The sequence below is a fragment of the Actinoplanes sp. KI2 genome, from assembly GCF_025630775.1.
In the GTDB taxonomy this organism is placed as follows: Bacteria; Actinomycetota; Actinomycetes; order Mycobacteriales; family Micromonosporaceae; genus Actinoplanes.
Window position 1 is genome coordinate 171,813 of the sequence record NZ_JAOSZE010000008.1, and the last position, 24,767, is coordinate 196,579.

General features: G+C 70.7%; 22 protein-coding genes and 1 tRNA gene. 10 read left to right on the forward strand and 13 right to left on the reverse strand.

Going from position 1 to position 24,767, the window contains the following annotated elements; genetic code table 11:
• Positions 1-22: 22 nt before the first annotated feature.
• On the reverse strand, positions 23-1,324 hold the full coding sequence (locus tag ODJ79_RS10585; RefSeq protein ID WP_263023173.1) for a D-arabinono-1,4-lactone oxidase: 1,302 nt from the start codon (positions 1,322-1,324) through the stop codon (positions 23-25).
• Positions 1,325-1,461: 137 nt separating this feature from the next.
• Between ODJ79_RS10585 and ODJ79_RS10590 the strand changes: the two genes are divergently transcribed.
• On the forward strand, positions 1,462-2,091 hold the full coding sequence (locus ODJ79_RS10590; RefSeq protein WP_263023174.1) for a TetR family transcriptional regulator: 630 nt from the start codon (positions 1,462-1,464) through the stop codon (positions 2,089-2,091).
• Positions 2,092-2,095: 4 nt separating this feature from the next.
• On the opposite strand, the gene ODJ79_RS10595 is transcribed toward ODJ79_RS10590, so the two are convergent.
• Positions 2,096-3,316 (reverse strand): amino acid deaminase/aldolase, encoded by a 1,221-nt coding sequence (locus ODJ79_RS10595; protein WP_263023175.1) that lies wholly within the window; start codon positions 3,314-3,316, stop codon positions 2,096-2,098.
• 230 nt (positions 3,317-3,546) lie between these two features.
• Here ODJ79_RS10595 and tmk point away from each other — a divergent pair, with 230 nt between their 5' ends.
• A complete protein-coding gene (gene tmk, locus ODJ79_RS10600) occupies positions 3,547-5,637 on the forward strand; it encodes a dTMP kinase (protein WP_263023176.1) in 2,091 nt (696 codons plus the stop codon).
• 4 nt (positions 5,638-5,641) lie between these two features.
• Here tmk and ODJ79_RS10605 read toward each other — a convergent pair whose 3' ends face one another.
• Together ODJ79_RS10605 and ODJ79_RS10610 are read right to left on the reverse strand one after the other, a co-directional pair.
• A complete protein-coding gene (locus ODJ79_RS10605) occupies positions 5,642-6,739 on the reverse strand; it encodes a peptidoglycan-binding domain-containing protein (protein ID WP_263023177.1) in 1,098 nt (365 codons plus the stop codon).
• Between the two features lie 107 nt (positions 6,740-6,846).
• Positions 6,847-7,272 carry a DUF2231 domain-containing protein gene (locus ODJ79_RS10610; protein ID WP_263023178.1) on the reverse strand — a complete coding sequence of 142 codons (426 nt, stop codon included), beginning with the start codon at positions 7,270-7,272 and terminating at the stop codon, positions 6,847-6,849.
• Positions 7,273-7,689: 417 nt separating this feature from the next.
• On the opposite strand from ODJ79_RS10610, the gene ODJ79_RS10615 reads away from it, so the two are divergent.
• The 6 genes from ODJ79_RS10615 to ODJ79_RS10640 all read left to right on the forward strand — a co-directional run bounded on the left by ODJ79_RS10615 (position 7,690) and on the right by ODJ79_RS10640 (position 11,579).
• The gene (locus ODJ79_RS10615; protein ID WP_263023179.1) at positions 7,690-8,133 is read left to right on the forward strand and encodes a DUF6232 family protein; all 444 of its coding nucleotides are present in this window, start codon (positions 7,690-7,692) and stop codon (positions 8,131-8,133) included.
• 321 nt (positions 8,134-8,454) lie between these two features.
• On the forward strand, positions 8,455-8,883 hold the full coding sequence (locus ODJ79_RS10620; protein WP_263023180.1) for a DUF6232 family protein: 429 nt from the start codon (positions 8,455-8,457) through the stop codon (positions 8,881-8,883).
• A 213-nt stretch (positions 8,884-9,096) separates the two neighbouring features.
• Entirely contained in the window at positions 9,097-10,020 is a 924-nt protein-coding gene (locus tag ODJ79_RS10625) for a helix-turn-helix domain-containing protein (protein WP_263023181.1), read from the forward strand.
• 86 nt (positions 10,021-10,106) lie between these two features.
• A complete protein-coding gene (locus tag ODJ79_RS10630) occupies positions 10,107-10,298 on the forward strand; it encodes a DUF397 domain-containing protein (RefSeq protein WP_263023182.1) in 192 nt (63 codons plus the stop codon).
• Positions 10,299-10,792: 494 nt separating this feature from the next.
• Positions 10,793-10,978: a DUF397 domain-containing protein gene (locus ODJ79_RS10635; RefSeq protein WP_263023183.1), complete on the forward strand. Its 186-nt coding sequence runs from the start codon at positions 10,793-10,795 to the stop codon at positions 10,976-10,978.
• A gap of 70 nt (positions 10,979-11,048) precedes the next feature.
• Positions 11,049-11,579, forward strand: a complete 531-nt coding sequence (locus ODJ79_RS10640; RefSeq protein WP_263023184.1) for a DUF6226 family protein — start codon at positions 11,049-11,051, stop codon at positions 11,577-11,579.
• Positions 11,580-11,675: 96 nt separating this feature from the next.
• On the opposite strand, the gene ODJ79_RS10645 is transcribed toward ODJ79_RS10640, so the two are convergent.
• Complete coding sequence (locus ODJ79_RS10645; protein WP_263023185.1) at positions 11,676-12,794, reverse strand: geranylgeranyl reductase family protein; 1,119 nt, start codon at positions 12,792-12,794, stop codon at positions 11,676-11,678.
• Between the two features lie 42 nt (positions 12,795-12,836).
• On the opposite strand from ODJ79_RS10645, the gene ODJ79_RS10650 reads away from it, so the two are divergent.
• Positions 12,837-13,421 carry a TetR/AcrR family transcriptional regulator gene (locus ODJ79_RS10650; protein WP_263023186.1) on the forward strand — a complete coding sequence of 195 codons (585 nt, stop codon included), beginning with the start codon at positions 12,837-12,839 and terminating at the stop codon, positions 13,419-13,421.
• 56 nt (positions 13,422-13,477) lie between these two features.
• On the opposite strand, the gene ODJ79_RS10655 is transcribed toward ODJ79_RS10650, so the two are convergent.
• The 7 genes from ODJ79_RS10655 to ODJ79_RS10685 all read right to left on the reverse strand — a co-directional run bounded on the left by ODJ79_RS10655 (position 13,478) and on the right by ODJ79_RS10685 (position 21,971).
• Positions 13,478-14,179 carry an HAD family hydrolase gene (locus ODJ79_RS10655; RefSeq protein WP_263023187.1) on the reverse strand — a complete coding sequence of 234 codons (702 nt, stop codon included), beginning with the start codon at positions 14,177-14,179 and terminating at the stop codon, positions 13,478-13,480.
• Positions 14,167-17,394: a non-hydrolyzing UDP-N-acetylglucosamine 2-epimerase gene (wecB, locus tag ODJ79_RS10660; protein WP_263023188.1), complete on the reverse strand. Its 3,228-nt coding sequence runs from the start codon at positions 17,392-17,394 to the stop codon at positions 14,167-14,169. The genes ODJ79_RS10655 and wecB overlap by 13 nt, the downstream gene beginning before the upstream one ends.
• On the reverse strand, positions 17,391-18,773 hold the full coding sequence (locus ODJ79_RS10665; protein ID WP_263023189.1) for a glycosyltransferase family 2 protein: 1,383 nt from the start codon (positions 18,771-18,773) through the stop codon (positions 17,391-17,393). Before ODJ79_RS10665 ends, wecB begins: the two co-directional genes overlap by 4 nt.
• The gene (locus ODJ79_RS10670; RefSeq protein WP_263023190.1) at positions 18,770-19,510 is read right to left on the reverse strand and encodes a PIG-L deacetylase family protein; all 741 of its coding nucleotides are present in this window, start codon (positions 19,508-19,510) and stop codon (positions 18,770-18,772) included. The genes ODJ79_RS10665 and ODJ79_RS10670 overlap by 4 nt, the downstream gene beginning before the upstream one ends.
• A complete protein-coding gene (locus ODJ79_RS10675; RefSeq protein WP_263023191.1) occupies positions 19,483-20,013 on the reverse strand; it encodes a hypothetical protein in 531 nt (176 codons plus the stop codon). Before ODJ79_RS10675 ends, ODJ79_RS10670 begins: the two co-directional genes overlap by 28 nt.
• A 96-nt stretch (positions 20,014-20,109) precedes the next feature.
• Positions 20,110-21,756 carry an ATP-binding protein gene (locus ODJ79_RS10680; protein WP_263023192.1) on the reverse strand — a complete coding sequence of 549 codons (1,647 nt, stop codon included), beginning with the start codon at positions 21,754-21,756 and terminating at the stop codon, positions 20,110-20,112.
• A 138-nt stretch (positions 21,757-21,894) separates the two neighbouring features.
• Positions 21,895-21,971, reverse strand: a tRNA-Thr gene (locus ODJ79_RS10685).
• Between the two features lie 99 nt (positions 21,972-22,070).
• Between ODJ79_RS10685 and ODJ79_RS10690 the strand changes: the two genes are divergently transcribed.
• Positions 22,071-23,795, forward strand: a complete 1,725-nt coding sequence (locus ODJ79_RS10690; RefSeq protein ID WP_263023193.1) for a metallophosphoesterase — start codon at positions 22,071-22,073, stop codon at positions 23,793-23,795.
• A 5-nt stretch (positions 23,796-23,800) separates the two neighbouring features.
• Here the strand turns inward: ODJ79_RS10690 and ODJ79_RS10695 are convergent, their stop codons facing one another.
• Positions 23,801-24,643 carry a stage 0 sporulation family protein gene (locus ODJ79_RS10695; RefSeq protein WP_263023194.1) on the reverse strand — a complete coding sequence of 281 codons (843 nt, stop codon included), beginning with the start codon at positions 24,641-24,643 and terminating at the stop codon, positions 23,801-23,803.
• Between the last annotated feature and the right edge of the window lie 124 nt (positions 24,644-24,767).

The window sequence follows — 24,767 nt, forward strand, 5'->3', positions numbered from 1 at the left end:
GCGGGTCAGCTCAGTCGAGTAGTCAGGCGCCGAGCACCCGGTCCAGGTATTCGTTGGTGAAGACCCGGGCCGGGTCGAGGCGGTCGCGGACGGCCACGAAGTCGTCGAACTTCTCGTACGCCGGGCGCAGGTCGTCGGCCGAGCGATAGTGCAGCTTGCCCCAGTGCGGCCGCCCGCCGAGCGGCTGGCAGAGCGCCTCCACCGCCCGGAAGTACGGCTCGTACTCGACCCCGGTGAACTGGTGCACGGCCACGTACGCGGAGTCCCGCCCGTACCCGTGCGACAGCCAGACGTCGTCCGGGCCGGTGAACCGGACCTCGACCGGGAACTGCACCTTGAACGGCAGCCCGTCGATGATCCGCGGCAACGCCGAGATCACCTCGGGCAGCGCGGCGCGCGGGATCTCGTACTCCATCTCGGTGAAACGCACCCGGCGCGGCGTGCAGAAAACCTGGTCCGACCGCCCGGTGTAGGTCCGCGCGGTGAGCGCGCGGGCCGCGACCGCGCTGATCCTCGGCACCGTGCCGGGCGCCGCCCGGCCGAGTCGGCAGATCGCCTCGAAGACCGTGTTGGACAGGAACTCGTCGTCCATCCAGCCGCGGAACCTCGACAGCGGCCGGTCGTGCTCCGGCACCCTATTGTTGATCTTCAGCTGGGCCCGGTCGGTGTACGGGTACCAGAAGAACTCGATGTGGTCGTTCGCCGGGATCCAGTCGTCCAGCCCGGCCAGCACGTCCGCCAGCGCCATCGGCCGCTCGTCGGCCAGCAGGTTGAACGCCTCCGTGCAGCGCAGCGTCACCTCGACCAGGATGCCGAGCGCGCCGAGCCCGAGCCGTGCGGCCGGGAAGATCGGGTCGTCCTTGCCGACCTCGAGCACGTCGCCCGAGCCGGTGACCAGCTTGACCCCCTCGACGCAGGAGGCCAGCGTCGCGTGCGAAGCGCCGGTGCCGTGCGTGCCGGTGGAGATCGCGCCGGCCACCGTCTGCTGGTCGATGTCGCCGAGGTTGGGCATGGCCAGACCGTGCTCGGCGAGCAGCGCGTTGAGCACGTGCAGCGGCATGCCGGCCTGCACGGTGACCAGCGGGCCGTCGATCGAGATCAGGCCGGCCAGCCGGTGCAGGAACAGTCGCTGGTCGTCCGCCACCGCGATGGCGGTGAACGAGTGACCGCTGCCCACCACCTTGACCCGGCGTCCGGAACCGGACGCTTCCTTGACCTGGGCCGCGACCTCGTCGACAGTGCCAGGAGTCAGTATCTCGGTCGCTTGGGCCTGCTGGTTGCCGCCCCAGTTGGTCCAGCGGCGGGCGATCACGGGCGTCGTCATTGTGGCTTTGTCCTCCGTACGAGCGGACAGTCGCACAAAACTGGACGTGCGGAGTGTCCTCCGCGTCCCGTCGATGCCTCTCGCTCGTTGATCCGAGTAACGTTCCGATTATCACTGCTGAGAGGGAGTGGCGACGCGTGTCGACACCAACCGTCACCACCGGGCCGCTGCGGCGCGTTCCGGTGCAGGGCAGAAGCGTTGCCCGAGTCCAGCGCATGCTCGACGCCTGCGCCGAGCTCGTCGATGAGGTGGGCTATGAGGGCCTGACAACGACGCTGCTCGCCGAACGAGCCGAAGTCGCCATCGGCTCGGTCTACCAGTTCTTCCCCGACAAGCGGGCGATCGTCCAGGCGCTGGCCATGCGCAACATGGACGCGTACCTGCAGGGTCTGTCCGCCCGGTTCGGCAGCGAGACCTTCGCCCACTGGTGGGACGGGGTCGACGCGGCCATCGACGTCTACATCCAGATGCATCGCAGCGTCGCCGGCTTCCGCACGCTGCACTTTGGCGACGTGGTCGACGTGCACCTGCTCGACATCGAGCGGGACAACAACGCGGTGATCGCCGACCGGCTGGCCGAGCTGCTGGTCGACCAGTTCCAGCTGATCGACCGGGCGCGGCTGCGCTTCGCCCTGCAGATCTCGGTGGAGGCGGCGGACGCGCTGATCAAGCTGGCGTTCCGGCGCGACACCAACGGCGACGAGTCGGTGCTCACCGAGGCGAAGGCTCTGATCCGGGAGTACCTTCACCGCCACGTGACGGACTGAGCACTCATCCCAAGAAGGCATGGCCCTCTCCGCGGTAGGTCGGGGCCGGCGCCGCTGTCTCACCGTCGATCAGCTGTAGCTCGTTGACGTGCTCGCACAGTTCGCCGGCCTTCGCATGACGAAACCACACCCGGTCACCGGGGCGGAGCGCGCCGGCGGCCTCGCCGAGCAGCGGTGTCTGCACCTCGCCGGCTCCCTCGTCGGGCTTGAACCGCAGCCCCGCCGGCAGGTAGGGCTGCGGCAGGCGGGAGCGCTCGGCCGGGCCGGAGGCGATCCAGCCGCCGCCGAGCACGGTCGCGATGTGCGGCGCCGGCCGCCGGACGACCGAGAGCGCGAAGAAGGCGGCGGGGGTGGGCCGCCAGTTCCGGTAGCCGTCGAAGAGGGTCGGACCGTACAAGCCCGACCCGGCGGTGACCTCGGTGACCGCCGGGTCGGCGCTGGTGGCGGCCACGCTGCCGGTGCCGCCGCCGTTGACGAACTCGAGGTCGCCGCCGGTCTCGGTGGCCAGCACGGCCCGGACGGCGGCGACCGCCTCGGCCCGGCGCTTGCGGATCTCCGGGAGCGACCGGGACTGCATGAGCCGGATGGCCTGGCCGCGCAGGGCCTGCCGGGGCGGCGCGTCGCCCACGCCGGCGATCTGCGCCTCGTACGACATCATCCCGACCAGCTTGAAGCCGGGCCGGGCGACCAGCCGGCGGGCGAGGGCGGCGGCCTGGGCGGCGGAGTGCACCGGCGAGCGGCGCACGCCCACGTGCAGGGGCCCGGGCTTCCAGGACGAGTCGAGGTCGATGCAGAGCCGTACGTCGGGCCGGCCGCCGGGCGGGGTGACCCGGTCGACGACGTCGAGGTGGCCCGGGTGATCGACCATGATCGCGATTGCCGCGGCCAGCGCCGGGTCGGCGGTCAGCTCGGCGATCGCCGAGCGGTCCACTGTCGGGTACGCGACCAGGACGTCTTCGGTCACGCCTTCGCGGACCAGCCAGATCGCCTCACGGAGGGTATAGGCCATCACGCCGTGCCAGCCCGGCTCGGCCAGCACCCGCTCGATCAGCGCACGGCACCGCACCGACTTGCTGGCCACCCGGACCGGTTTGCCACCCGCCCGGGCCGTGAGCTGGGCCGCATTGCCGTCGAAGGCAGCCAGGTCGACCGCCGCAATCGGCGTCTCGAGGTGGCTGGTCGCCGCATCAAGGCGCTTCTGCAGGGCGTTGCGGTCGGCAATCACGCCAGCACGGTAACGCCGGAAACGGCAACGCGAAAGAGCTTCACTTTTTGCATTACCCGAACGTGCGAAACGAACCCGGTTTCGGTCGCCGGTTAGAGTGCACGCGAGCGGGGATCACGGGAGGTACGGCCATCGACACCGAAACGCGCGAAACCGGGCCCGTCGACCTGTCGGGCATTGCGGCGCTGCGGTCGGTCCTGCGTATCCGTCCGTTCCGCCGCCTCTGGCTGGTGCTCAGCCTCGCCTCGTTCGGCGACTGGATCGGCCTGCTCGCCACCGGCATCTTCGCGGCGGCGCAGTTCCGCAGCAGCGCCGGGCAGGGTGCGGCGTTCGGCGGCACCATCGCCGTACGCCTGCTGCCGGCTCTTCTCCTCGGCCCGATCGCCGGCGTCTTCGCGGACCGGTTCGACCGCCGCTACACGATGGTCATCACCGACCTGATCCGATTTGTCTTCTATGCGTCGATCCCGATCGTGCCGCTGCTGGGTGCCTCGCCGACCGAGACCGTCGCCTGGGCCGCGATCGCCACCTTCGTCGGCGAGACGATCACGCTGATCTGGATCCCGGCCAAGGAGGCCGCGGTACCCAACCTGATCCCCAAGTCGCGGATCGAGGTCAGCAACCAGCTCACCCTGGTCACCACGTACGGCATCACGCCGATCCTGGCCGCGCTCGCGCTCTCCGCGCTCACCGCCGGCATCCAGCAGTCCGGCGCCAGCCTGCCGGACTGGGCCCAGCCGGTGCAGCTGGCGCTCTACCTGAACGCGTTCTCCCGGCTCGTCACCGCGCTCACCGTCTTCTTCGGCATCAAGGAGATCGGCGGCAAGAGTGCCGAGCGGCAGCGCGAGGCGCAGCGGAGCATGTTCCGCCAGTTCCTCGACGGCTGGGAGTACATCGGCAACTCCTCGCTCGTGCGTGGCCTCGTGCTCGGCATCTTCGGCGCGTTCGCGGCCGGCGGCGTGGTGATCGGCGCGGCCAAGACCTTCGCCACCTCGCTGGGCGCCGGTGAGGCCGCCTTCTACCTGCTGTTCGGCGTCATCTTCATGGGCCTCGCGGTCGGCATCGGCCTCGGCCCGATGATCATCCGGGACCTGTCCCGGCGCCGCTGGTTCGGCCTGAGCATCGTGCTGGCCAGCGGTTCGGTGATGTTCCTCGGCGCCGCCTTCCACCTGTCCATGGCGCTGGTCGGCGCCCTGCTGGTCGGCGCGGGCGCCGGCATGGCCTTCCTGGCCGGCACCACGCTGCTGTACGGCGAGGTCGACGACGCGGTCCGCGGCCGTGTCTTCGCCGTCGTCCAGATCGGCGTCCGGATGGTCCTGCTGCTGGCCATCACGATCGCCGGCTTCCTGGTCGGCCTGGGCAGCTCCCGCCGGATCAGCCTGGGCTCGTTCCACTTCGACATCTCCAGCACCCGTGTGCTGCTGCTGGTCGCCGGCGCGCTCGGCATCTGGGTCGGGATCAGCGCGTTCCGGCAGATGGACGACAAACGCGGCGTGCCGGTGCTGGCCGACCTCTGGGGCTCGGTGCGTGGCCGCCCGCTCGCCGCGGCCGAGGAGTTCGTCCGGCATGGCGTCTTCGTGGTCTTCGAGGGCGGCGAGGGGGCCGGCAAGTCGACCCAGGTCGACCGGCTCGCCGCCGCGCTGCGCGCCGATGGCCGGGACGTCGTGGTCACCCGCGAGCCGGGCGCCACCGACGTGGGCGCGCGCATCCGCCGGCTGGTGCTGGACAAGGCCGAGGCCCCCGCGCCAAGAGCCGAGGCATTGCTGTACGCCGCGGACCGCGCCCACCACGTGGCGACCGTCGTGCGGCCGGCCCTCGCCCGCGGCGCCGTCGTGATCAGCGACCGCTACGTCGACTCGTCGCTGGCCTACCAGGGCGCCGGCCGCACCCTGCCGGTCGCCGAGATCTCCTGGCTGTCCTCGTGGGCGACCGGCGGTCTCAAACCCGACCTGGTCGTGCTGCTCGACGTCGACCCCGGCGTGGGCCTGGGCCGGGTCGACGCCCGCGGCCAGGGCCAGGACCGGCTGGAGAGCGAGTCCCGCCAGTTCCACGAGCGGGTCCGCTACGCGTTCCTCGACCTGGCCGCCGCCGATCCGAAGCGCTACCTGGTGCTGGACGCGGCCCGCCCGGCCGACGAGATCGGCACCGCGGTCGCGGAGCGGATGACCGGCCTGCTGTCCGCGGCGCTGCCGCCCGAGCCGGCCAGGCCCGCCGTCCCGCCCGCGCCCGAGCCGAGCAAGCCGGGGCCGGAGGAGGCCCCGCTCGAGGAGCTGGCCGAGCTGTTCGGCGTCGAGGACGAGACCCCGCCGCACCGCAAGTAACGCGTCACTTCGACGCCGACGGGCTCGGGCTCGCGCTCGGCTGCTTCGGCGCATTCACCTTCTTCTGTACGGCGGCGATGGTGGCGGAGTCGACCGCCCCGGTCGGCTTGACCCCCAGCTCGGTCTGGAAGGCCTTCAGCGCCTCGGTCAGCGCCGGGGTCCAGGTGCCGTCGACCGGTCCGGACCAGTGCCCGGCCAGCTTCAGCGTCTGCTGCACGGCCGCGGTCGAGGCGACCTCCTGGGAGGCCGCGGCGCCGCCCTTGGCCGCGAGGTCGGTCCGCAGCGCGGCGTCGGTGGCCTTGTCGACCGTCCCGGTCTCCGGCAGGCCGTGCTTCTTCTGGAGGGCGGTGACCGCGGCCACGGTGGTCGGCCCGTACACGCCGTCGATCTCGCCCTGGTAGTAGTCGGCCTCGGCGAGCGACTTCTGCAGCGCCAGGGTGTAGTCGCGGGCCGCCTCCTTGGCCTGCTGGTGCTGCTCGTCGGTGAGGCAGCCGGCCTCCTCGAACAGGCGCAGCCAGGCCATCTCGAGCGCGACGGCGGCGGAGTTGAACTTCTCGGCGGCGTCGGCGAGCGCGCTCTTCGCGGAGACGCCCTGCTGCGCGGCGGTGAAGTCGGCGTCGGCCTGCTTGACCCGGTCGACCGTGGACGCCGCCACGAGCGGGGTCGCGCTGGGCGACGGTGACGCCGAGGGTGCCGGGGACGCCGAGGAGAGCGCCGCCAATGCCGCCTGCGCCGCGGCCAGTTCCTGTTCGGCGGTGGCGACGGCCTTCTTCGCCTCCTGCACCTGCTCGGCGCTGGAGATGACGTCGGAGCGCGGTTCGGTCAGGTCGGCGCCGGCCTCGGTGACGTCGCCGACCGTCGGGGCGGTCCCGGTCAGCACGTCCCCGTACCGGTCGAGCGCCCCGATGTAGGTCGCCGCCGACCGGCAGAAACCGTCCGCCTTCGTCTTCAGGTCGGTACGCGCCTCGTCGAGCGCCTGCTGCTTGTTCTCCACCCGGTTCTGGGCGACTGTGGAACGCGCGTCGCCGTCACCGCCGCCGCAGCCGGACAGCGCCAGCGCGATCGTCATCGTTCCGGCCGAGGCCGCGAGCAACCTTTTCACGCGACCAGGGTCGGGCACGGTCCGCGCCCGGGGGATCACCCCTGTCGAATGAGGGCGAGACGGGCGGAGCCTTCCAATACCCCCGATGGCCGGCGGCGGCCTTTGAACTAATACCCCCGATGGCCGGCGGCGGCCTTTGCGAACGCGGGGGTGCGGCCGCGGGCCAGTTCGCCGCCGAACCACAGGCCGAAGCCGGAGATGGCCAACGCCAGCAGCTCGAGCAGGAGCAGCCCGACGCCGGCGGCCCGGTCGTGGGCGCCCACCCGGACCATGAGGATCACGGCGAAGAGCACGAGGACGCCCATGTTGAGCAGGACGCGCAGCACGCCGATACGCCTGGCGAGCGGTCGGCGGACGAAGGCGAGGTCGATCGCGCCCGCCAGCATGGCGAGGAATCCGCCCGCCAGCCCGGCCACGATGTTCCAGTACGCCAGCGCTCCCAGCATCCCCGGCCCGTCGAGAAGCCGGCCGACGTCGAAGATGACGGCCATCGTGAACAGTCCCAGCGGAAACATCACCAGGATGGGTTGCACCGCTTGACCTGCGATGTTCAGGCGGCTCTCCATGCGGTCATCGCCCTTCCTACCTGCGTAAATCGTAGGTTCGTCGTGGCATCCGTGTGAGGCCTACCCGGTGCATACGTCAATGAAACGCCGCAGATGGGCAGGAGTGACGCGAGTCAACCCGAGCCTGATCGGCTTGTACGCAATCTGCAACATGGCAGATTGAGTAGTAGCGGACAGCCGGGTGGCGTGCTCTACTTGAAGCAGCAAGGGCGGAGTTGAAAAGGGAGACACCGCAACGGCACCCGGCGGCAACCGGGTGCCGTTGTCACCTCTAAAGCTCCGTCGAGAAGCAAGATCAGCGACGAGCGAGGCGGGGAATTCTCTCTGCGCCCATGGTGGCTCGCATTTCCCTGGCTCGCAAGGAGTCGGGGGAGGGAGTTCGCCATGCGCATCTATTACCGTGGCCCTGACGTCGTCGTGACCAGCGAACTCTTCATTGTCCGGCGCGGTTCGCCGCCCGGCCGGTTCGCGATCCGCGACCTGCGCGATGTCGGCATCGCATCGGGTCACCCGGAAGGTCTACCCCTCTGGGGCATCGTTGCTCCCGCCGCCGCGGCCGCTCTGGTCGCGGCGGTTGCCGTCTCGGCGGCCGGTGGCGTGCTGGTCGGCGTCGTCATCGTCGTCTCCGCGGCGGGGGCCGGCCTGGCCTGCGCGGTGATCCAGCAGCACCGTCCGCGCCGCTGGGAGCTGCGGGCGACCTGCCGCGAGCATCCGGTCAGCCTGTACGTCACGACCGACGCTCGCGTCTTTCACCAGGTCAGCCGGGCTCTCCGGCGGGCCATCGAGAACGATCGTCTGCGCTGGGCGGACGATGCCACGGCGGCGTGACGCGCGAGATGTGCCACGTCGCGGCCACCGCATCGACACTGACCTGCGAAAGTATCGGCTCGGCGGCACTAGCTTGTGCGCAGTCTGCCAGATAGCAGGTTGAACTGTAGCGGAGAGACTGGTGGCCATGCTCTACTCGTCTTACGACAGTCCGGAGGGCGGAGTTCGAGGGGAGAGTTAGAACGGCATCTGGCGGCAACCAGGTGCCGTTTCCCCCGGCACGAATGCCTGCCCGTCAAGCGAGGTAGGAATTCTCTCTGAGTCGCGTCCGCGGCCTTTCCCTTCCTCGCGGCACCCAACGGGAACAGGGGGAAGCCGGAAATGCGCACCTACTATCGCGGACCCGACGCGGTCATCACCGACACCCACTTCGTCTGGCAGAGCCCGTCCGTGCGGATTTTCGCGATCGACGACTTGGACGACGTCCGTCTGGAGCGCGTGGTGGCCGGTGGTCCGTCCGGGGTGGAGTTCTCCCTCGGGCTCGGCCTGCTCATTCTGGCCATCGCGGCCGGCCTCAAGTTCGGCGTGCCGGCGGCGCTGCCCCTCGTCGCGGCGCTGGCGGTCGTGGTCCTGATTGCACTGCGGCGGCGGGGTCGGCACGCCTGGGAAATACGGGCGCGCTACCGCGCCCAGGAAGTGACGATCTACACCTCGCCGGACCCGCGCGTCTTCAACCAGGTGACCAGGGCGCTGCGGCGCACGATCGAGCGACGCCGGCTCCGGCCTTCCTACGACCTCGCCGCCGGTTAGAAGACCCTCATTCACCAGGGAGAACAGCCACTCGTCAAGATCCGAACGCGCAATGTCGGTATCAAGTTTTCTTGAACTGCCGTATGTGGATTTCCCATCTGGTACGACGGTAAGTAAGCTAGCGCGCGACCTCGCTGGGTGCTTCCTGGCATCCAGCGATGTTGCAGCTTACGTGTCGGCCACCATCCCATCGTCTCGACGCTGAAGGACCTCATGGCTGAGGGTGACTCGCCCACCGTTGCGCGACGTCGCGTGCGCATGGCGCTGCGCGAGGCCCGTGAGGCTGCCGGGTTCACCCAGGCCGAGGTCGCCGAGGAGATGGAGTGGAGCCTCAGCAAGGTCATCCGGATCGAGAACGGCGACGTGAGCATCGCGCCGAACGATCTGAAACCGTTGCTGGCCTACCTCCAGGTGAGGGACAGAGCCCGCATCGCGACGTTGGTCGAGGATGCCAAGGTAGCGCGTACTCGACAGCGCCAGGCCTGGTATCAGACGACCGAGTATCGCGAACATCTGACCGATCCGCTGCGCAAGCTGATCGAGTTCGAGGCCGAGGCCACCTTCATCCACTACTATTCGGTTTTCCACGTTCCGGGGCCGCTGCAGGTACTGCCCTATTCCACCGCGCTCATGGAAACGTGGAGTGAAGAAGTCGAGCCCGAGCAGATTAAGTTCCGTCTGGCGGCACGCAAACTGCGGCGCGACGGGATGATCGCCCGGGCCGGCTCGCTGAGGGTCACGGCCCTGCTCGACGAGTCGGTCTTCCGCCGGCCGGTCGGTGGCTCCGCGGTCCTGAAGTCGCAGCTGGAAGAGCTGTTACGGCTGAGCGAGCTCGGGCTGTTGCGAGTCCGCGTGATCCGGTTCGATGCGGACCTGCCGATGTCGTACAACGCGGGGTTCGACATCCTCTTCCTCGGAGCCGACGGCGACGTGTCCAGCGCGGTGATGTATCGCGAGACCGGTGTCACCGACGAAATTCTCGAGGACGTCGCGATCGGAAAGGCGAACGCTACCGGCCCGCCGCCCCCGGGACCGGTCGCGCGCCATTATGATCGTTATCAGAAGCTCTGGAACGCAGCCGACAGTGAAGATGACACGATCGCCTTTATCGAGAGGCGGATTCGCGACCTGGGATGACCAGAAAGTCGTCCCGTAACTATTCCAGAGATGCCAGGTTCTAACACTCGATAGCACCGCCGACTCGGAAGGTCAGGCTTTCCAAAGTGAAGATCAACACCACGCCTCAGTGGCAGAAGAGCAGCTACTGCGGCACTAATGCTTGTGTCGAGGTCGCGCAGACCTCGGATGCCATCCTTATCCGTGACAGCAAGAACCCGCAGGCCGCGCCGCTGGCGTTCACGACCGACGAGTGGACAGCCTTCATCAAGGGCGTCAAAGCGGGCGAATTTAACTAAACGTTATTTTTCGGTCCGCGCGTCGGTTCGAGCCCCGGCCCGTCCGGCTCGCGGACCACATTTGACAGGCGCCGGGCGCGTGCCCGTCCGGTGCTTGAAAGAATATTGATGGCGGATATTTCCACCAAAGGTGACCTATAGGCCGCCATGTTGGTGTGCCATCCTCCGGTTCACTCACGTGAGTGCTCCGTCGAGGTGTCCTTCATCCCTTACCGTGGAGTGCGTTGGTCCTCTCACGGAGGGTTTCGCGATGGGCCGGTCCGCATCGGGGCCTCAGCGGCTCGAGAGCAATTTTGCGGAGACAGCTCGTGCGTCGAGGTCGCCAAGGTCGACGGCCGGATCCGGATCAGCAACTCGAGGACGCACGCCGTCGTGCCGCGCTCTTCCGCGGTCGGACGGGCGGCGTTCACCGAGTGGATCACGGCTTGAGGCACAGTGACCACACCGCTCCAGGTGCGCGCGAGCAATCGCGAGGGGAAAGCGGAGGCAGGAAGATGGACAAGGTCAACGAGGTCGAATGGCGGAGGGCTTGCGGCAATGCGGCCTGCGTCGAGGTGGCCAAGGTCGACGAGGACGTTCTGGTGCGCGACTCGAAGGACCCCGACGTGGTGCTGCGGTTCACCGATCAGGAGTGGGTGTCCTTCGTCGAGGGCGTCAAGGCCGGCAAGTTCCGGTTCTGAGCCGTTCATCATTCGCCAGGCTCCCGCTTACCGGGAGTCGCCTCGGGCCGAGCGGGGCATACTGGCGCAGGTGAGGGGAACCCCGCACGCCACCGATACCGGGCGCTTCGCGGTCTTGCACGACGCGGCCGAGTCGATGCTCGACGATCTGCACGAGCGCTTCATGGTGGAACGGCGGGAAAGCAAGGAGCTGCTCGGGGCCGAGGAGGCCCTGGTGCGGATGGTGCGGCTGATGCCGCGTACGCCCGCGGCGGGCCCGCTCGCCGTCGCGTTCACCGACTTCCCGGGGCTGATGGTGCGCCTCGGCCGATGGTGGGCCGAGGCGCTGCCGGCCTGCGGGTGCGACGAGTGCGGCGAGGACCCGGCCGAGCTGATCAGGGTCCTGCGTGACCAGGTCTCGGCACTGATCGAGGGCGGGCTGTGGGAGCGGGTGCGGCGCGGGGTCGGCGGCTCGTGGTTCGAGACCCGGCTGATCGGCGTCGAGTTCAGTGCGCGGCGCGAGGGGCCGCTGACCAGCCGCGACGCGCGGGACGCCCGCCGGTGCGGGTTCGCCGCGCCGGTGCAGTGGGCGCCCTGGCCGTCCAGGCCCCACGAAGCTTGACCGCGGCGGCCGTTCAGACCCCAGAAAGTTTGACCGCGGCGGCCGTTCAGACCCCAGAAAAGTTTGACCGCGGCGGGGCATTGGGCGCCCTGCCGGTCAGGCCCCGAGAAGCTTGACCGCGGCGCGGATGCCGCGCCGGTCGATCACGTCCGCCATGGCCAGCTGACCGCGGCAGAACATCTCGAACGCCCGCCAGCCGACCGGGGTGGCCATCGCCGCGTGGATCAGCATGGGCCGCTTCGCGAAGACGGCGAGCAGGCGGCGGCCCACGGACATCTCGGGCGCGAGCTCGGCGGCGACCTGCCGCTCGTACGCCGCCAGGTCACCGGCCGCGGCCGCGGCGCCGGCCCAGGAGCCGGACCGCAGCGCGTAGCTGATGCCCTCGCGGGTCCACGGCTCGAGCAGGCCGCCCGCGTCCCCGGCCACGATCACCCGGCCGCGGCGCAGCGGCGAGTCGGTGCGGCGGCAGCGGGTGAGGTGGCCCGAGTCGCGCACCACCGTGCGGTCGGTCAGGCCGAGCCGGCACACGAAGTCGCGCAGGTACCGCTTCGTCTCGGCGCCGTGCCCCTTCGTCATGATCACGCCGACCGTGAGCTGGTCGTCCTTGGGGAAGACCCAGCCGTACGAGCCGGGGAACGGGCCCCAGTCGAGCAGCACCCGGCCCCGCCAGGCGTGCCGATCGGCCTCGGTGGCCGCCAGCTCCACCTCGAGCCCGAGATCCTCCTGGTCGAAGGTGACGCCGACGTGGCGCGAGCTGACCCCGGCCGAGCCATCGGCGCCGATCACCGACCTGGCGACGATCGTCTCGCGGTCGGCCAGCGTGATCGTCGCCGCGTCGTCGTCCTGGGCGATCGCGCGGACCTGGCACTCCTGGCGCACCGTGGCGCCGGCCTTGAGCGTCGCCTCGTACCAGGCGTGGTCGAAATCGTCGCGGCGGACCATGGTGAGCAGCGGGCCGCCGCGAGCACGGCGGGTGAAGCTGCGGCGGCCACCGCGGGTGAAGGTGACCGCGTCGATCGTGTCCCGCCCGGGCACCGCGGCGAGGTGGGACTCGGCGAGCCGCAGGGACGTCCCGATCAAGCCGCCGCCGCAGGTCTTGTAGCGCGGATGGGTGGCGCGCTCCAGCACGATCGTGCGCGCGCCGGCGGAGGCCGCGGCGTGCGCGGCGGCCAGCCCTGCGGGGCCGGCTCCGACCACGGCGACATCCCAGATCACGAGCGGGAGTGTAGCCGGGGCGCGTTGCGTACGATCGTACGCATGACCCTTCCCGTGGCCCGGTCGCCGCGTCGCTACGATCCCGAACGCAAGAGCCGGATCGTCGACGCGGCCATCGACGTCGTCGCCCGGTACGGCGTGGCCGGGACCACGATGCGCCGGATCGCGGCCGAGGCCGACGTGCCGCTCGGCTCCCTCACGTACCACTTCGCGGGTCTGGACGACCTGCTCGCGCAGGCCTTTCAGCGGCATGCCGAGCGGATGTCGCCGCTCTACGAGGCGCATTTCCACGGCGTACGGGATCGGGAAGGTTTTATCGACGCCGTCACCGACCTGATCCACGGCGACGCGGGGGCGGACCCGGGGGAGTGGGCCGTGGCGTACGAGCTGTATCTGGCCGCGCTGCGCGACCCTAGGCTCCGGACCGTGACCGAGGCCTGGATGCGCCGGTCACGCGCGGTGCTGGAGCGTTTCGTGGATCCGGTGACGGCCCGCGGCGTCGACGCGATGATCGAGGGGATGGTCATGCACCTCACCCTCTCCACCGCCACCTTCGACCGCGCCGACACGCGCGCTATCGTCGCCCGGCTGCTGGCGGACACCGACGGTCCCGCTCTGCCCCGGTAGGCATCGAGAGGGTCATGCGGTTTCAGTCACGATGGATGCTGCTGGCGCGGAACCCTCTAGGTCAGCAGGGCGACGGCGGCGGCCAGGTCGTCGACCACGGCGGTGGCCGCGGGCTCGTCCGGAGCATCCGCGTACTCGCCGGTGCGGACCCGGATCGAGCGTGCGCCCAGGACGTCCGCGATCGCCACGTCCTTGCCGGGCCGGTCGCCGATCATGACGAGATCCTCCGGAGCGACGCCGAGGAGCCCGGCGGCGTGCTGCAGGCCGCCCGGGTGCGGCTTGCGGGCGGCGCGGCCGCCCAGCTCGTCGGTGATGACCACGGCGGTGAACCAGTCGGCCAGTCCGGTGGCGGCCAGCTTGGCCCGCTGGATCAGCGGGTTGCCGTCGGTCAGGCAGGCCAGCGGGTACCGCTCGCGCAGCCGCGCGAGCGCCGCCGTCACGCCCGGGTAGTGGGGCAGGCGCTTCGGCTGGTACGCGGTAAACGCCGCGACCAGGCCCGGAACCAGCTCGCCGGCCCGGTCGGGCGCCAGGCCGTAGGCGGCCAGCGCCCGGTCGATGGTGCCGCCCCGGTCGGACCCGGCGATCAGCTGGCGGCGGACCGCGCGGGCCAGCCGGATCGGGTCGAGTCCGACCGCGGCGCCGGCGCGGCCCACCGCTCGGGCCGCGCCGTACAGGTACGCGGCCTGCGGATAGAGCGTGTCGTCGAGATCGAGGACGACGGCGGCCGGTGGACGGCCGAGCTCGGTCAGATCGCCCATGGCAGCCGCCCGTCGGTGTAGTCCGGCTCGTCGAGGGCGAGCAGCGCGTCCATCGACGACTCGGCGAACAGCTGCGCGATCCGGGTTCCGGTGTGGCCATCCCCGTACGGGCACGGCAACTCCGCAATCCGGGCCAACTCGGCGGCGGAGCTGAGCCGGCGCGCCGTCGCGACCGCCCGGTCAGCCTCGAAGTCCGAGCTGATGCCGGTGAGCACGGCGGCGCCGGTTTCGACGCCCTCCCAGCGCGGGGTGGAGCGGCGCAGCACCACCACGGGCACGCCCAGGAAGGCCGCCTCCTCCTGGAGTCCGCCGGAGTCGGTCACCACGATCCGGCTGTGCGCCAGGGCGGGCAGCAGCTCGTCGTACGGAAGGGGGTCCTCACAGACGACGCCGGACAGCGCGGTGAGCCGGTCGAGCAGGCGGTGCTCGGTCAGGCGCGCCCGGGTGCGCGGGTGGATCGGGAAGCGGACCGGACCGATCGCGGCGAGCCGGCCGATCACGTCGACAAGGCGCTCCAGCCGAGCCGGGTCGTCGACGTTGGAGGCCCGGTGGGCGGTGACCAGCACGCCTTCGCGGTCGGCGGGCGGCACCGGTTCGATCCCGCGCTCGCGCAGCACGTCGACGACCGGGTTGCCGACCACGAAGATCCGTTCCTGGGCGATGCCCTCGCCGGCCAGGAACGCGGCGGCGCGCTCGGTCGGCGCGAAGTGGATCTGAGCGGTGGTGGCGGCCACCCGGCGGTTGATCTCCTCCAGGCTGCGCGGGTTGAAGCTGCGCAGGCCGGCCTCCAGGTGCGCGAACGGCACGCCGGCGCCGCGGGCGGCGAGCGCATAGGCCGGCACGGTGTGGGTGTCGCCGAGCGCGAGCACGACGTCGGCCGGGTGTGCCGTGAGCGCCTCGGTGGCACCGGTGACCAGCGCGGCGAGGCGGCTGGGACCGGCGGCCGGAGTGAGCCGCACGTCGGGGGTCAGCCCGAGCGCGCGCTGGACGTCGGTACTCATCGCGGCGACCTGGTGTTGACCGGTGTCGACCGTGGTGACGTGGTGGCCGGCCGCGCGGAGCGCGTGCACGACCGGAGCCAGCTTGATCACCTCGGGGCGGGTTCCGAACGGCACCATGATCCGGCGGCTGACCGGGCGAGCCTCGACCGTGGCCGGCGCGGTTCGGGCCGCGACGACGGGGGTGGTCACGACTGGCGTGATCGGGGTGGGGATCGTCACGGCCGGGGTGATCGGGGTGGGGATCGTCACGGCCGGGGTGACTGTCTCCTCGACGGGGTAGAAGACCTCGGCGTAGTGCCGGGCCATCCGCAGGCCGGCCTGGAACTCCAGGGCCGGAAGCTTCGCGTCCGGCTCCAGGATGCCCTTGACGTACGTGTTGACCACGTCCGCCCCGGCCGCGAGCGTCAGCGGCAGCCCGCCGGAGAAGCGCGGGTTCACCTCGACGATGGTCACCTCGCCGCTGTCGGCCACGAAACCCTGCACGTTGGCCGGCCCGGTGTGCCGCACCGCGCGCAGCGTCGCCGCCACCGCCTCGGTCACCGCGTCCGACGTGAACGTGGTGCCCTGCACCGAGATGCCACCCTTGGTCTCGTCCCGCCACCGGGGCACGCAGACCACCATCGTGCCGTCCCGGTCGATCAGCGCGTCGGCGGTGAACTCCCGCCCGGTCAGCCGGTTCTGCACGATCGCGCCGGGCACCGCCGCGAGGGCGAGCGCCAGCTCGTCCGGGTCGTCGACCAGCATGACGTCCCGGCTGCCGCGGCCGCGGGCCGGCTTGACCACCCACGGGCCGGGCACCCGGCTCGCGTCCTGCGGGGTACTGGCGGTCACCGGGTGCGGCACCCCGGCCGCGTGCAGCGCCTCGGCGAACGCCACCTTGTCGAGACAGACGTCGGCGTGCTCGGGCAGCCAGGTCTTGGTGCCGAGCTCGGCGAACCGGTCGGCGAGCGGGGTCAGCGCGGCGTACTCCTCGGCAACCGTGCAGACCAGGGCGGCCGGGCGGTGCTCGGCCAGCACGGCGAGCACGGCGTCGGCGAACTCGGGCTTGTCGGCGAGGGGCACCACGGCCGCCCGGTTGGCCAGTCGCAGGCCGGCGGCGTCCGGGCTGGCGTCGAGCGCCAGTACCTCCTCGCCGGCCGCCCGCAGGGCGCGGATCACCGCGACGCCGGCCGGACCGCCGGCCCCGGTCACGGCGATCAGCCGGCCGGTGGCCCGCGGCTTTTCGGGTGCGCGCATCAGCCAGGCGCGTGCCCACAGGCGCAGGGCGAGCACGTCGGGCGAGTGCAGCGGCTCCCACTGGCGTTCGGCGACCGCGTCGGCGAGGGCGTCCAACACCATCGGCTCGGTCTCGTACGAGGCGACCGCCAGCAGGGTGGCGGTGTGCACCGACAGGCCCTTCGCGGCCATCCCCCGGATGATCTCGGCGCGGCGGGCGGTGCTCTCGTGCCCCACCCGGTAGTCGATGCGCCGCCGCTCACGCTTCTGGGCCAGGCGCTTCGACAGCCCCTTGGGCAGGACCTTGCGGTGCACCAACGAGGCGACCCGCACCCGCGGCGCCTTCGGCTCGCCCTCGACCGGTACGCGGTGGCCCAGGCCGGGCCGGGCCCAGGCGGCGGGACGGTCGGCGGTGTGCCGTCCGGAGCGGTCCTGCTCGGCGAGCTGCCTGTCGTACATAGTCATTCCGATCATGATGAGGAGTCCGAAAAGGATGTAAGCGAAGTTGAGGGTCGCGCCGACCCAGTCGTGGAAGAAGATCAGCGCGTCCACCGCGAAGTAGCGGCCGGCCAGCAGGGACAGCACCAGGCGGACCTGGTTGGCGACGAGCACGAAGACACTCGCGATGAGCAGACCGGGCAGCGCCTGGGGCCGCTGCCGCAACGCCACGGCCGCGAGCGCGGTGAGCGCCAGGACGCTGCTGAGGATGGTGCAGGACCCGGTCAGCTCGGCGACGACCGGCTGCATCCCCGGCCCGAAGACCACGAACGAGTCGCCGAGCGCACCGGAGATCCGATCCACGCCGAGGAAGTGGAGGATGTGCGAGGCGAGTGCCACCTCGAAGTGTTGGACGTACCCGACCAGCAGCCGGTAGCCGACCACGCAGCCGACCACCGCGGTGGCCATCTCGAGCAGCACGAGCCGGCGACGGTGCACCGTCGCGTCGGCGCGCCGGGGACGGGCCTTCCGTTCCAGCCACTTGAGGTCCGGCGCGGTCACGGGGCCGACTCGAGTTCCGGGGCGTCCGCGACCACCGACGTCGCGCCGGAGCGGGCGGTCTTCGACCAGGTGTACGTGGTTCCGAGCATGCCGTCGAAGTACGCCTTCGTGGCGGTCAGGATCGACATGCCGAATGCCGGGATGAAGCCGATCAGCGTCCACACCGCGCGCCGCTCCACCCGGCTCAGCACCAGGCCCACGGCCAGCTCGCAGAACGGGCCGGCGAACAGCAGCGCGGACAGCGACACGATCTGGATCACCGACGAGTTACCGATGCCGAACGCGTGCAGGGCGATCAGCGCCAGGCCCAGCCCGCACAGCACCGGGACGTGGTACACCCACAGGAACAGCATCGTCTCGAGCTTCTCCATGACCGACAGGTGCGGCGTACGCACGATCTGCCGCCAGTAGTCGCGCAGGCACTTCTGATGTCCCCGCGCCCACCGGTACCGCTGCTTCCAGAAGCGCTGCGACGACAGCACCGCCTCCTCGAAGTCGACCGCCGACGGGTCGTAGCGCACCCGGTAGCCGTCCAGCAGCAGGCGCAGGGTCAGGTCGGTGTCCTCGGTGACGGTGTCCGGGTTCCAGCCGCCCAGCCCTCGGATCAGTGACGCGCGCACCGCACAGTTCGCCCCGCCGTACGCGGGCAGCTCGAACAGCGCCTGCCGGCCGTACTCGTTGACCAGGTAGCCGGAGAGGTAGTCGATGAAGATGGTGGAGGCCAGCGTCGACTCGACACCGTTGCGGACCACGCAGCGACCCATCACCGCGCCGACCTTCGGGTCGCGGAAGTGCCGGGACAGGCGGCGCAACACGCCCGACTCCGGCTGGTGGTCGGCGTCGAAGATCACCGCGATCTCGGAGTCGGTCAGCGCGAGCGCGTCGTTGAGCGCCCCGGACTTGCCACCGCCGGCGCCCGGCTCGCGGTGCAACACCAGCAGGCGCGGGTCGGCGGCCGCCCAGGCGTCCAGTCGAGCGCCGGTGCCGTCGGTCGACGCGTCGTCGACCACCACGACGGTCAGCGCCTCCGCCGGGTAGTCCAGCGACAGCAGCGCCTTGACCATGCCGTCCACCACAAGTTCCTCGTCCTTGCAGGCGACCAGCACGGCGATCGTCGGGGTGTAGGTCTCCAGCCCGACCAGGGGCGCGTTCACGTCCCGTTCGGCCCACCGGGCGGCGGCCACGGCGAATCCCAGGTGCCGGAAGAAGAACATCAGGAAGACCACGTTCAACGCGGTCGCCAGCCACCCCAGCGTGCGGTCGACGCCGAACAGCAACAGCGCCGCCACGAGCACCGCGAAGTGCGTGACCAGGGCGCGCTTGTAGCTGTCGCGCGCCGGGGGGCCATGGCCCGAAGCCGGCTGGGCGACGGCGCTCATGTCACGGCCCGACTCGGGTACGCCGTTTCGAAGGCCGGCGCCTCCTCGAACGCCGGCGCCTCGGCACCGACCAGCGGCAGCTGAGGCGGGGGCGACAGGTCCCACACGAAGCGGGACGGGACGAAGGCCTCGGCGAACCGGACCCGGGCCTGCGCGCCGAAGTGCCGGGCCGAGGCGGCCACCACCTCGGGCTCGACCATCAGCGAGCTCTCCACCTGGCTTCGGTGGCAGGCCAGTGCGGCGAGCTTGCGGTCCAGGTGGGCGGAGATGTCGACGTACAGCGACGGCTCGAAGCGAGTGGTGGACGGGCTGCGGTAGTGCAGCACCCGCCGGGTGTGCCGGGCTGCGGAGATCGTCGCCGCGGCGACCGCCCGGTGGTCCTGGTGCGAGTCGTCGGGTGCGTGCACGTAGACGACGTCGGCCTCGGTCTGGCGGATCGCGTCCTCGATCAGCCCGATCGTCCCCGAGTCGGGGTGCACCGCGCAGTCCAGCAGATGGCCCCAGATCAGCAGGCAGTCCAGGCTGCGGGCGGCCGCCTCGGACTCGGCCCGCCGCTCGGTGACCAGTCCGGGACCGTTCTGCCCACCGGTGACCACCAGCATGGTCACCTTGTCGCCGGCCGCCCGGTGAGCGGCGAGGGCGCCGCCGCAGCCGAGCTCGATGTCGTCGGGGTGCGCTCCGACCGCCAGTACGCTGCGCATCATCGCGGTCAGGCCGCCTTCCGGCGCTTGCGCCACAGCACGATCATGGCCACCACACCGGCGAGCAGCAGCGCGACCACCGGGCCGGCGCCGTTGCCGGCGGCCGGCAGGGTGATGTTGTTGCCGCAGGACGACTGGTTCCAAGAGGAGCTGGCCGACTGGCCGTCGAGCCGCCAGGTCACCGTGGTGTCCTTGTCGATCCAGTCGGTGGCGAAGGAGGCCGGGTGGGAGCCCGGCTCGAAGTCCGTGGTCACCGTGGCCGCGGTGCTCTGGGTGCTGCCAACAAATTCAAGGCGATTGTTGGGACCGGCCGGGATCGTGCTCGTCTGGGAGGCGGTGCTGGTGTAGCCGAAGACCACCCGGAACGTGTCGTCCTTGCCGCTCTTCACCACGCAGTTGGCGGTCGGCGTGACCGAGGAGGCGGCCGCCGCCGGGCTGGCGGTCAGCGTCACCGCGGCGGTGATGGCCACGACCAGCGCGGCGGCGCCGACCCCGATGAGGCCGGGCCGGCGGCGCCGGGACGGAGGCACGAGAGGCATGGACGTTCCTCGGCGGTCGGGGGTGTTGACGCCTCTTCGATCGGTCGCTGCCGCCAGCCGCTTGAGTGCCATCCGGTTGCGACCTCGGCCACGCCGTCACCGGGCCCGGGACGCCACCGTCCGCGCGCTGCGCTGGGCGCTGGGCAGGCACAGCACGAACCGGCCGCCGTGCGGAACGACGTCCTCGTACCAGACCTTGCCCGCATTTGCCTCGGCGAGCAGCTTGGACAGGTACAGCCCGAAGCCGGCGCCGGTCCGCACCGCGCCGGGCTGCTCGGCCTGGGTGAAACGGTCGAACAGATGGGCGACGAACTCTGGTGGTACGCCGTTGCCTTCGTCGCTGACCGCGAACAGCACCTCTTGGCCGGTGTCGTCGAGGGCCGCGGACATGTGGATGTCGCCGGGGCTGTACTTGACCGCGTTCGTGACGAAGTTGGTCAGCACCTCGTGGGTGTGCACGGGGTCGGCCCAGACGGCGGCGCCGGGCGGGCCGTAGCTGGCTCTGACCCGTACCCGGGCCTGTTTGGTCAGGTTGTCGGTGACCTGGGTGAGCACCTGTTCGACCGGCAGGGCGACGGGCCGGGTGCGGATCTCGCCCCGCTCGGCGCGGCAGAGGGTGAGCAGGTGGGCGGCCATGTCGAGCAGTTGGTTGACCCGGTCACCGAGGGCTTGGACGGCGGCGCGGCGTTCGTCGTCGGTGATGGTGTCCCATTCCTGGGTCAGTTCCTCGGAGTAGGCGGAGATCACGGCCAGGGGCTGGTTGATCTCGTGGGTGAGCGTGGCGATGATGTCGCTCTTCCAGGTGCCCGCGGCTTCCAGTTCGAGATTGGCGGCGGCCAGGTGCTCGGCGCGGCGGCTCAGTTCGCGGTGCGCCTGGTCGAGGTCCTCGTGGGCGGTGGAGAGCCGGCGGTAGAGACTCGCGGTCTCGGCGAGCAGGGCCAGCAGCACCACCCCGGCGGAGAGCAGCAGGGTGACCCGAGTCGCGTACCAGCCGAGCGAGTAGCGGATCGGAGCGGCCAGGTACAGGATCGCGGTGGCCAGCGAACAGCTGATGGCCACCGCTACCCACCGTTCCACCGGTGGCCGGCGGCGGAGACCCTTGATCACCGACAGCAGGCTCAAGGCGGCGGTCAGCAACCCCACCCACCCCATCCATCGGCCGGCCGCGGTCAGCGTGCCGCCCTGGTAGAACCGGGGCAGCCAGTCAGCGCCGCTGAGGACGAGCCAGGTCAGCGCCGCCACCAGCGCGAGCACCGCGGCGGTCGCGACCGTGGCGGCGGCCCGCCGCCGAGTTCGGGCCTGCCTGGCCAACCGTGCAGGTAGCGCCGCGACGATCCGCCGCCGCGCGGCCACCAGCAGGGTAAACCCCGCGAAAAGGACAAAAAACAGCCACGGGGCGCAGATGTCGGACCAGATCGAGCCGGGACCCGAGTGCTGTATCCGGGTGAAGGCCACGGCGTAGGGCGCCATCATCACGCCGGAGTAGAGGTAGGCCGACGCCAGGCCCAGTGTCGACAGCCGACCGCCGGCCAGGAACTGCTGCACCAGCAGATGCGCGGTCAGCAGATCGGCCGCCGCCATGAGGACGAAGAACGCGACGGCCAGGTTCGGGTGAGCGGCCAGGCGGTGGTCGGCGATCGGCGCGACGACCAGGGCGGCGGTGATCACCGCGGCCGCGCACACCCACAGGCCCCGGCTTATCGGGGCCTCTTCCGGCTCTCCCGCAGCGCTCCCGATGTTCACGGCCATAGACCCCCAAGCCGTCACAAATTCCCCGGTCAAAGGCTACTCGGGGTTACTGTCGGGCTTGCCGGATTCAGCGCGCGTCCGCATAGCTATGCGTGAGGCCCTGACCAGCGCTTGGCTGGGCAGGGCCTCATCTGGAGCCGCCTGACGGAATCGAACCGTCGACCTACGCATTACGAGTGCGTCGCTCTGACCGACTGAGCTAAGGCGGCAACGATGGATAAGTGTACGGTATCGGCCCGCGTTGCCCGCCGCCGGTACCGCCGGAACCGGACTGCCTTCTGTCGGTCCCCGGGACTACTGTGCCAGGCGTGACCGACGATCACAGCCGGCCCGTCGAGGCGGAGCCCGTTGTCCCGCCTCGCCCCCGCAGCATGGATCCGCAGGAGATCGGGTTCACCCCCCAGCGCATGGTCGGCTGGCTGGCGCCGCTCCTGCTGCTCAGCACCGGGCTGCGCGCGCTGCTGGCGATCCTCTTCGGGGCGTACCTGGACAAGCGCGAATTGCAGAACTCCCTGGACGGTGAGTGGTTCGACCACTCGGCGACCGCCGACGGCGAGATGTGGCTGGACTACGTCGCCGACCTGGGCGACGGCTTCCACTCGACGTACTCGGTCGCCTGGCTTCTCGCCCAGCGGCAGCTGACTCTCGACGGCGACGAGTTGCCCCGCGGCCGGCTGCTGCTGATGGGCGGCGACCAGGTCTACCCGCTGGCCAGCGGCGACGCGTACGAAAACCGGATGAAGGGCCCGTACCGCGCGGCCCTGCCCGAGCCGCCGCCCGACCAGCCACGACCGACCCTGTTCGCGCTGCCGGGCAACCACGACTGGTACGACGGCCTCACCGCTTTCCTGCGCCTGTTCGCCCGCCGGAAGGACGGTCACATCGGCGGCTGGCGCACCCAGCAACGGCGGTCGTACTTCGCGGTCAAGCTGCCCGGCAACTGGTGGGTGTTCGCGATGGACGAGCAGTTCGGCGCGTACATCGACGACCCGCAGCTGCTGTACTTCGAGAAGGCGGCGAGGAACGTCCGCCCGGAGGACCGGATCATCCTGATGACCCCGTCCCCGAAATGGGTGAAGGCGACCACCGAGGACCCGGCCGCCTACGACGCCACCGATTACTTCCTGCGCACGATCTTGGCGCCGACCGGGGCGAACGTGCGGGTGCTGGTCTCCGGCGACATGCACCACTACGCGCGCTACTCCGGCCCCGACCGGCAGCTGATCACCTGCGGCGGCGGCGGGGCGTACCTGCTGGCCACCCACCAACTGCCCGAGCAGCTCACCGTCCCGCCCGAGGAGACGCTGACCCGCAGCAAGTCCCGCAGCCGCCGGTACGACCTGGCCACCCGTTTCCCGTCGGCGGCCGAGTCGCGGCGGTTGAGCTGGGGTGTGTTCCGCCGGGTGCCGGCCCGCAACCCGGGCTTCGCCACGATGCTCGGCATCATCCAGACGCTCACCATGCTCGCCATGGCCGGCGCGGCCAGCCAGGGCGGCAACATCCAGCGGCTGTTCACCATCCCGCTCTCCATGATGATCCTCATCGTGCTCGGTGGCACGGTGCTGTTCGCCCGGCCGCCCGGAGCCGCGTTCCACAACCATGCGCGGCATTGGCTGTTCGGGCTCGGGCACGGCTTCGCCCAGATCGGGCTGGCGATCCTGGGCGCCTGGGTGTGGCTCAGGACGCCGGCCCACGACTGGTCGTGGCCCGGCCCGCTGGTGGTCGCCGCGGTCGTCTACGGGCCGATCATCGGGTTCCTGTCCACCCAGCTGTGCGCGCTCTACCTACTGATCGCCGGGCAGTTCCAGGTCAACGTCAACGAGCTGTTCGCCGGGCAGAGCATCGAGGACCGCAAGAGCTTCCTGCGCCTGCACATCGCCGCCGACGGATCGCTGACGATCCACCCGATCGGCATCGAGGCGATCTGCCGGAAATGGGTGGCCGACCCGGACGGCGACCCGCACAGTCCCTGGCTGCGGCCGGACGAGCCGCTGGTCGCTCACCGCATCGAGCCGCCGATCCGGGTGGAGTAGACCTCTTACCGCTGGTCGTACCGCTCCTCGTGGGCTTGCCGCGGCCCGCAGACCGAGGCCCGGGAGCAGGAGCACCGGGACCCGTCGGCGTCCATCCGGACGATGACGGTGTCACGCGGAACGCTGTGACCCACGACCCGGCCGTCGCCCTCGGGCGTCGTCACGCGGCTGCCGACCGCCGGGGCGGATGCGGCGAAAGCGGAATATAACGGGTGTTCGTACTTGAGGCAGCACATCAGGCGGCCGCACGCGCCGGAGATGCGCAGCGGGTTGAGCGGCAGGTCCTGGTCTTTGGCCATCCGGATGGTGACCGGCTCGAAGTCGGTGAGGAACGTGGCGCAGCACAGGTCGCGGCCGCACGAGCCGATGCCGCCCTGCACGCGGGCCGAGTCGCGGGCGGAGAGCTGGCGCAGCTCGACCCGGCAGTGCAGGGTGGCGCCGAGATCGCGGACGAGGGAGCGGAAGTCGACCCGGTGCGGCGCGGTGAAGTAGATCGTCGTGCGCGGGCCGCCGCTGACGCTCTGGTCCAGTACGTGATCGACGGCGACGACCTTCATCGGCAGGTCATGCGCCTTGATCAGCTTTTTGGCGGCGACCTTGGCCTCGGCCTTGCGCTTGCGCAGCAGCTCGTCGCGGTGCAGGTCGTCCTCCCCGGCCAGGCCCGCGACCCGGGGGAAGCCGGACGTGTCCTCGTCCACCCACTGCGCCGCCCAGACGCACTCCGCCACCTCGGGTCCGTCGTCGGTGGGCACGAGCACCCGGTCGCCGACCTGGGGCGAGAACTCGCCCGGATCGAGGTAGTAGAGGCGGCCGTACCGGTTGAAGCTGACCGCGCACAGCATGCCCATGGCGAACACACTACGACGGGGAATCGGCCGTACCAAATGCCGGTTTTGAGGCTCCAGGCATCGACGCTCAGGGTAATCCGGTCGCCACCATCAGCCAGATGGATATCTATCTATCGACGGATCG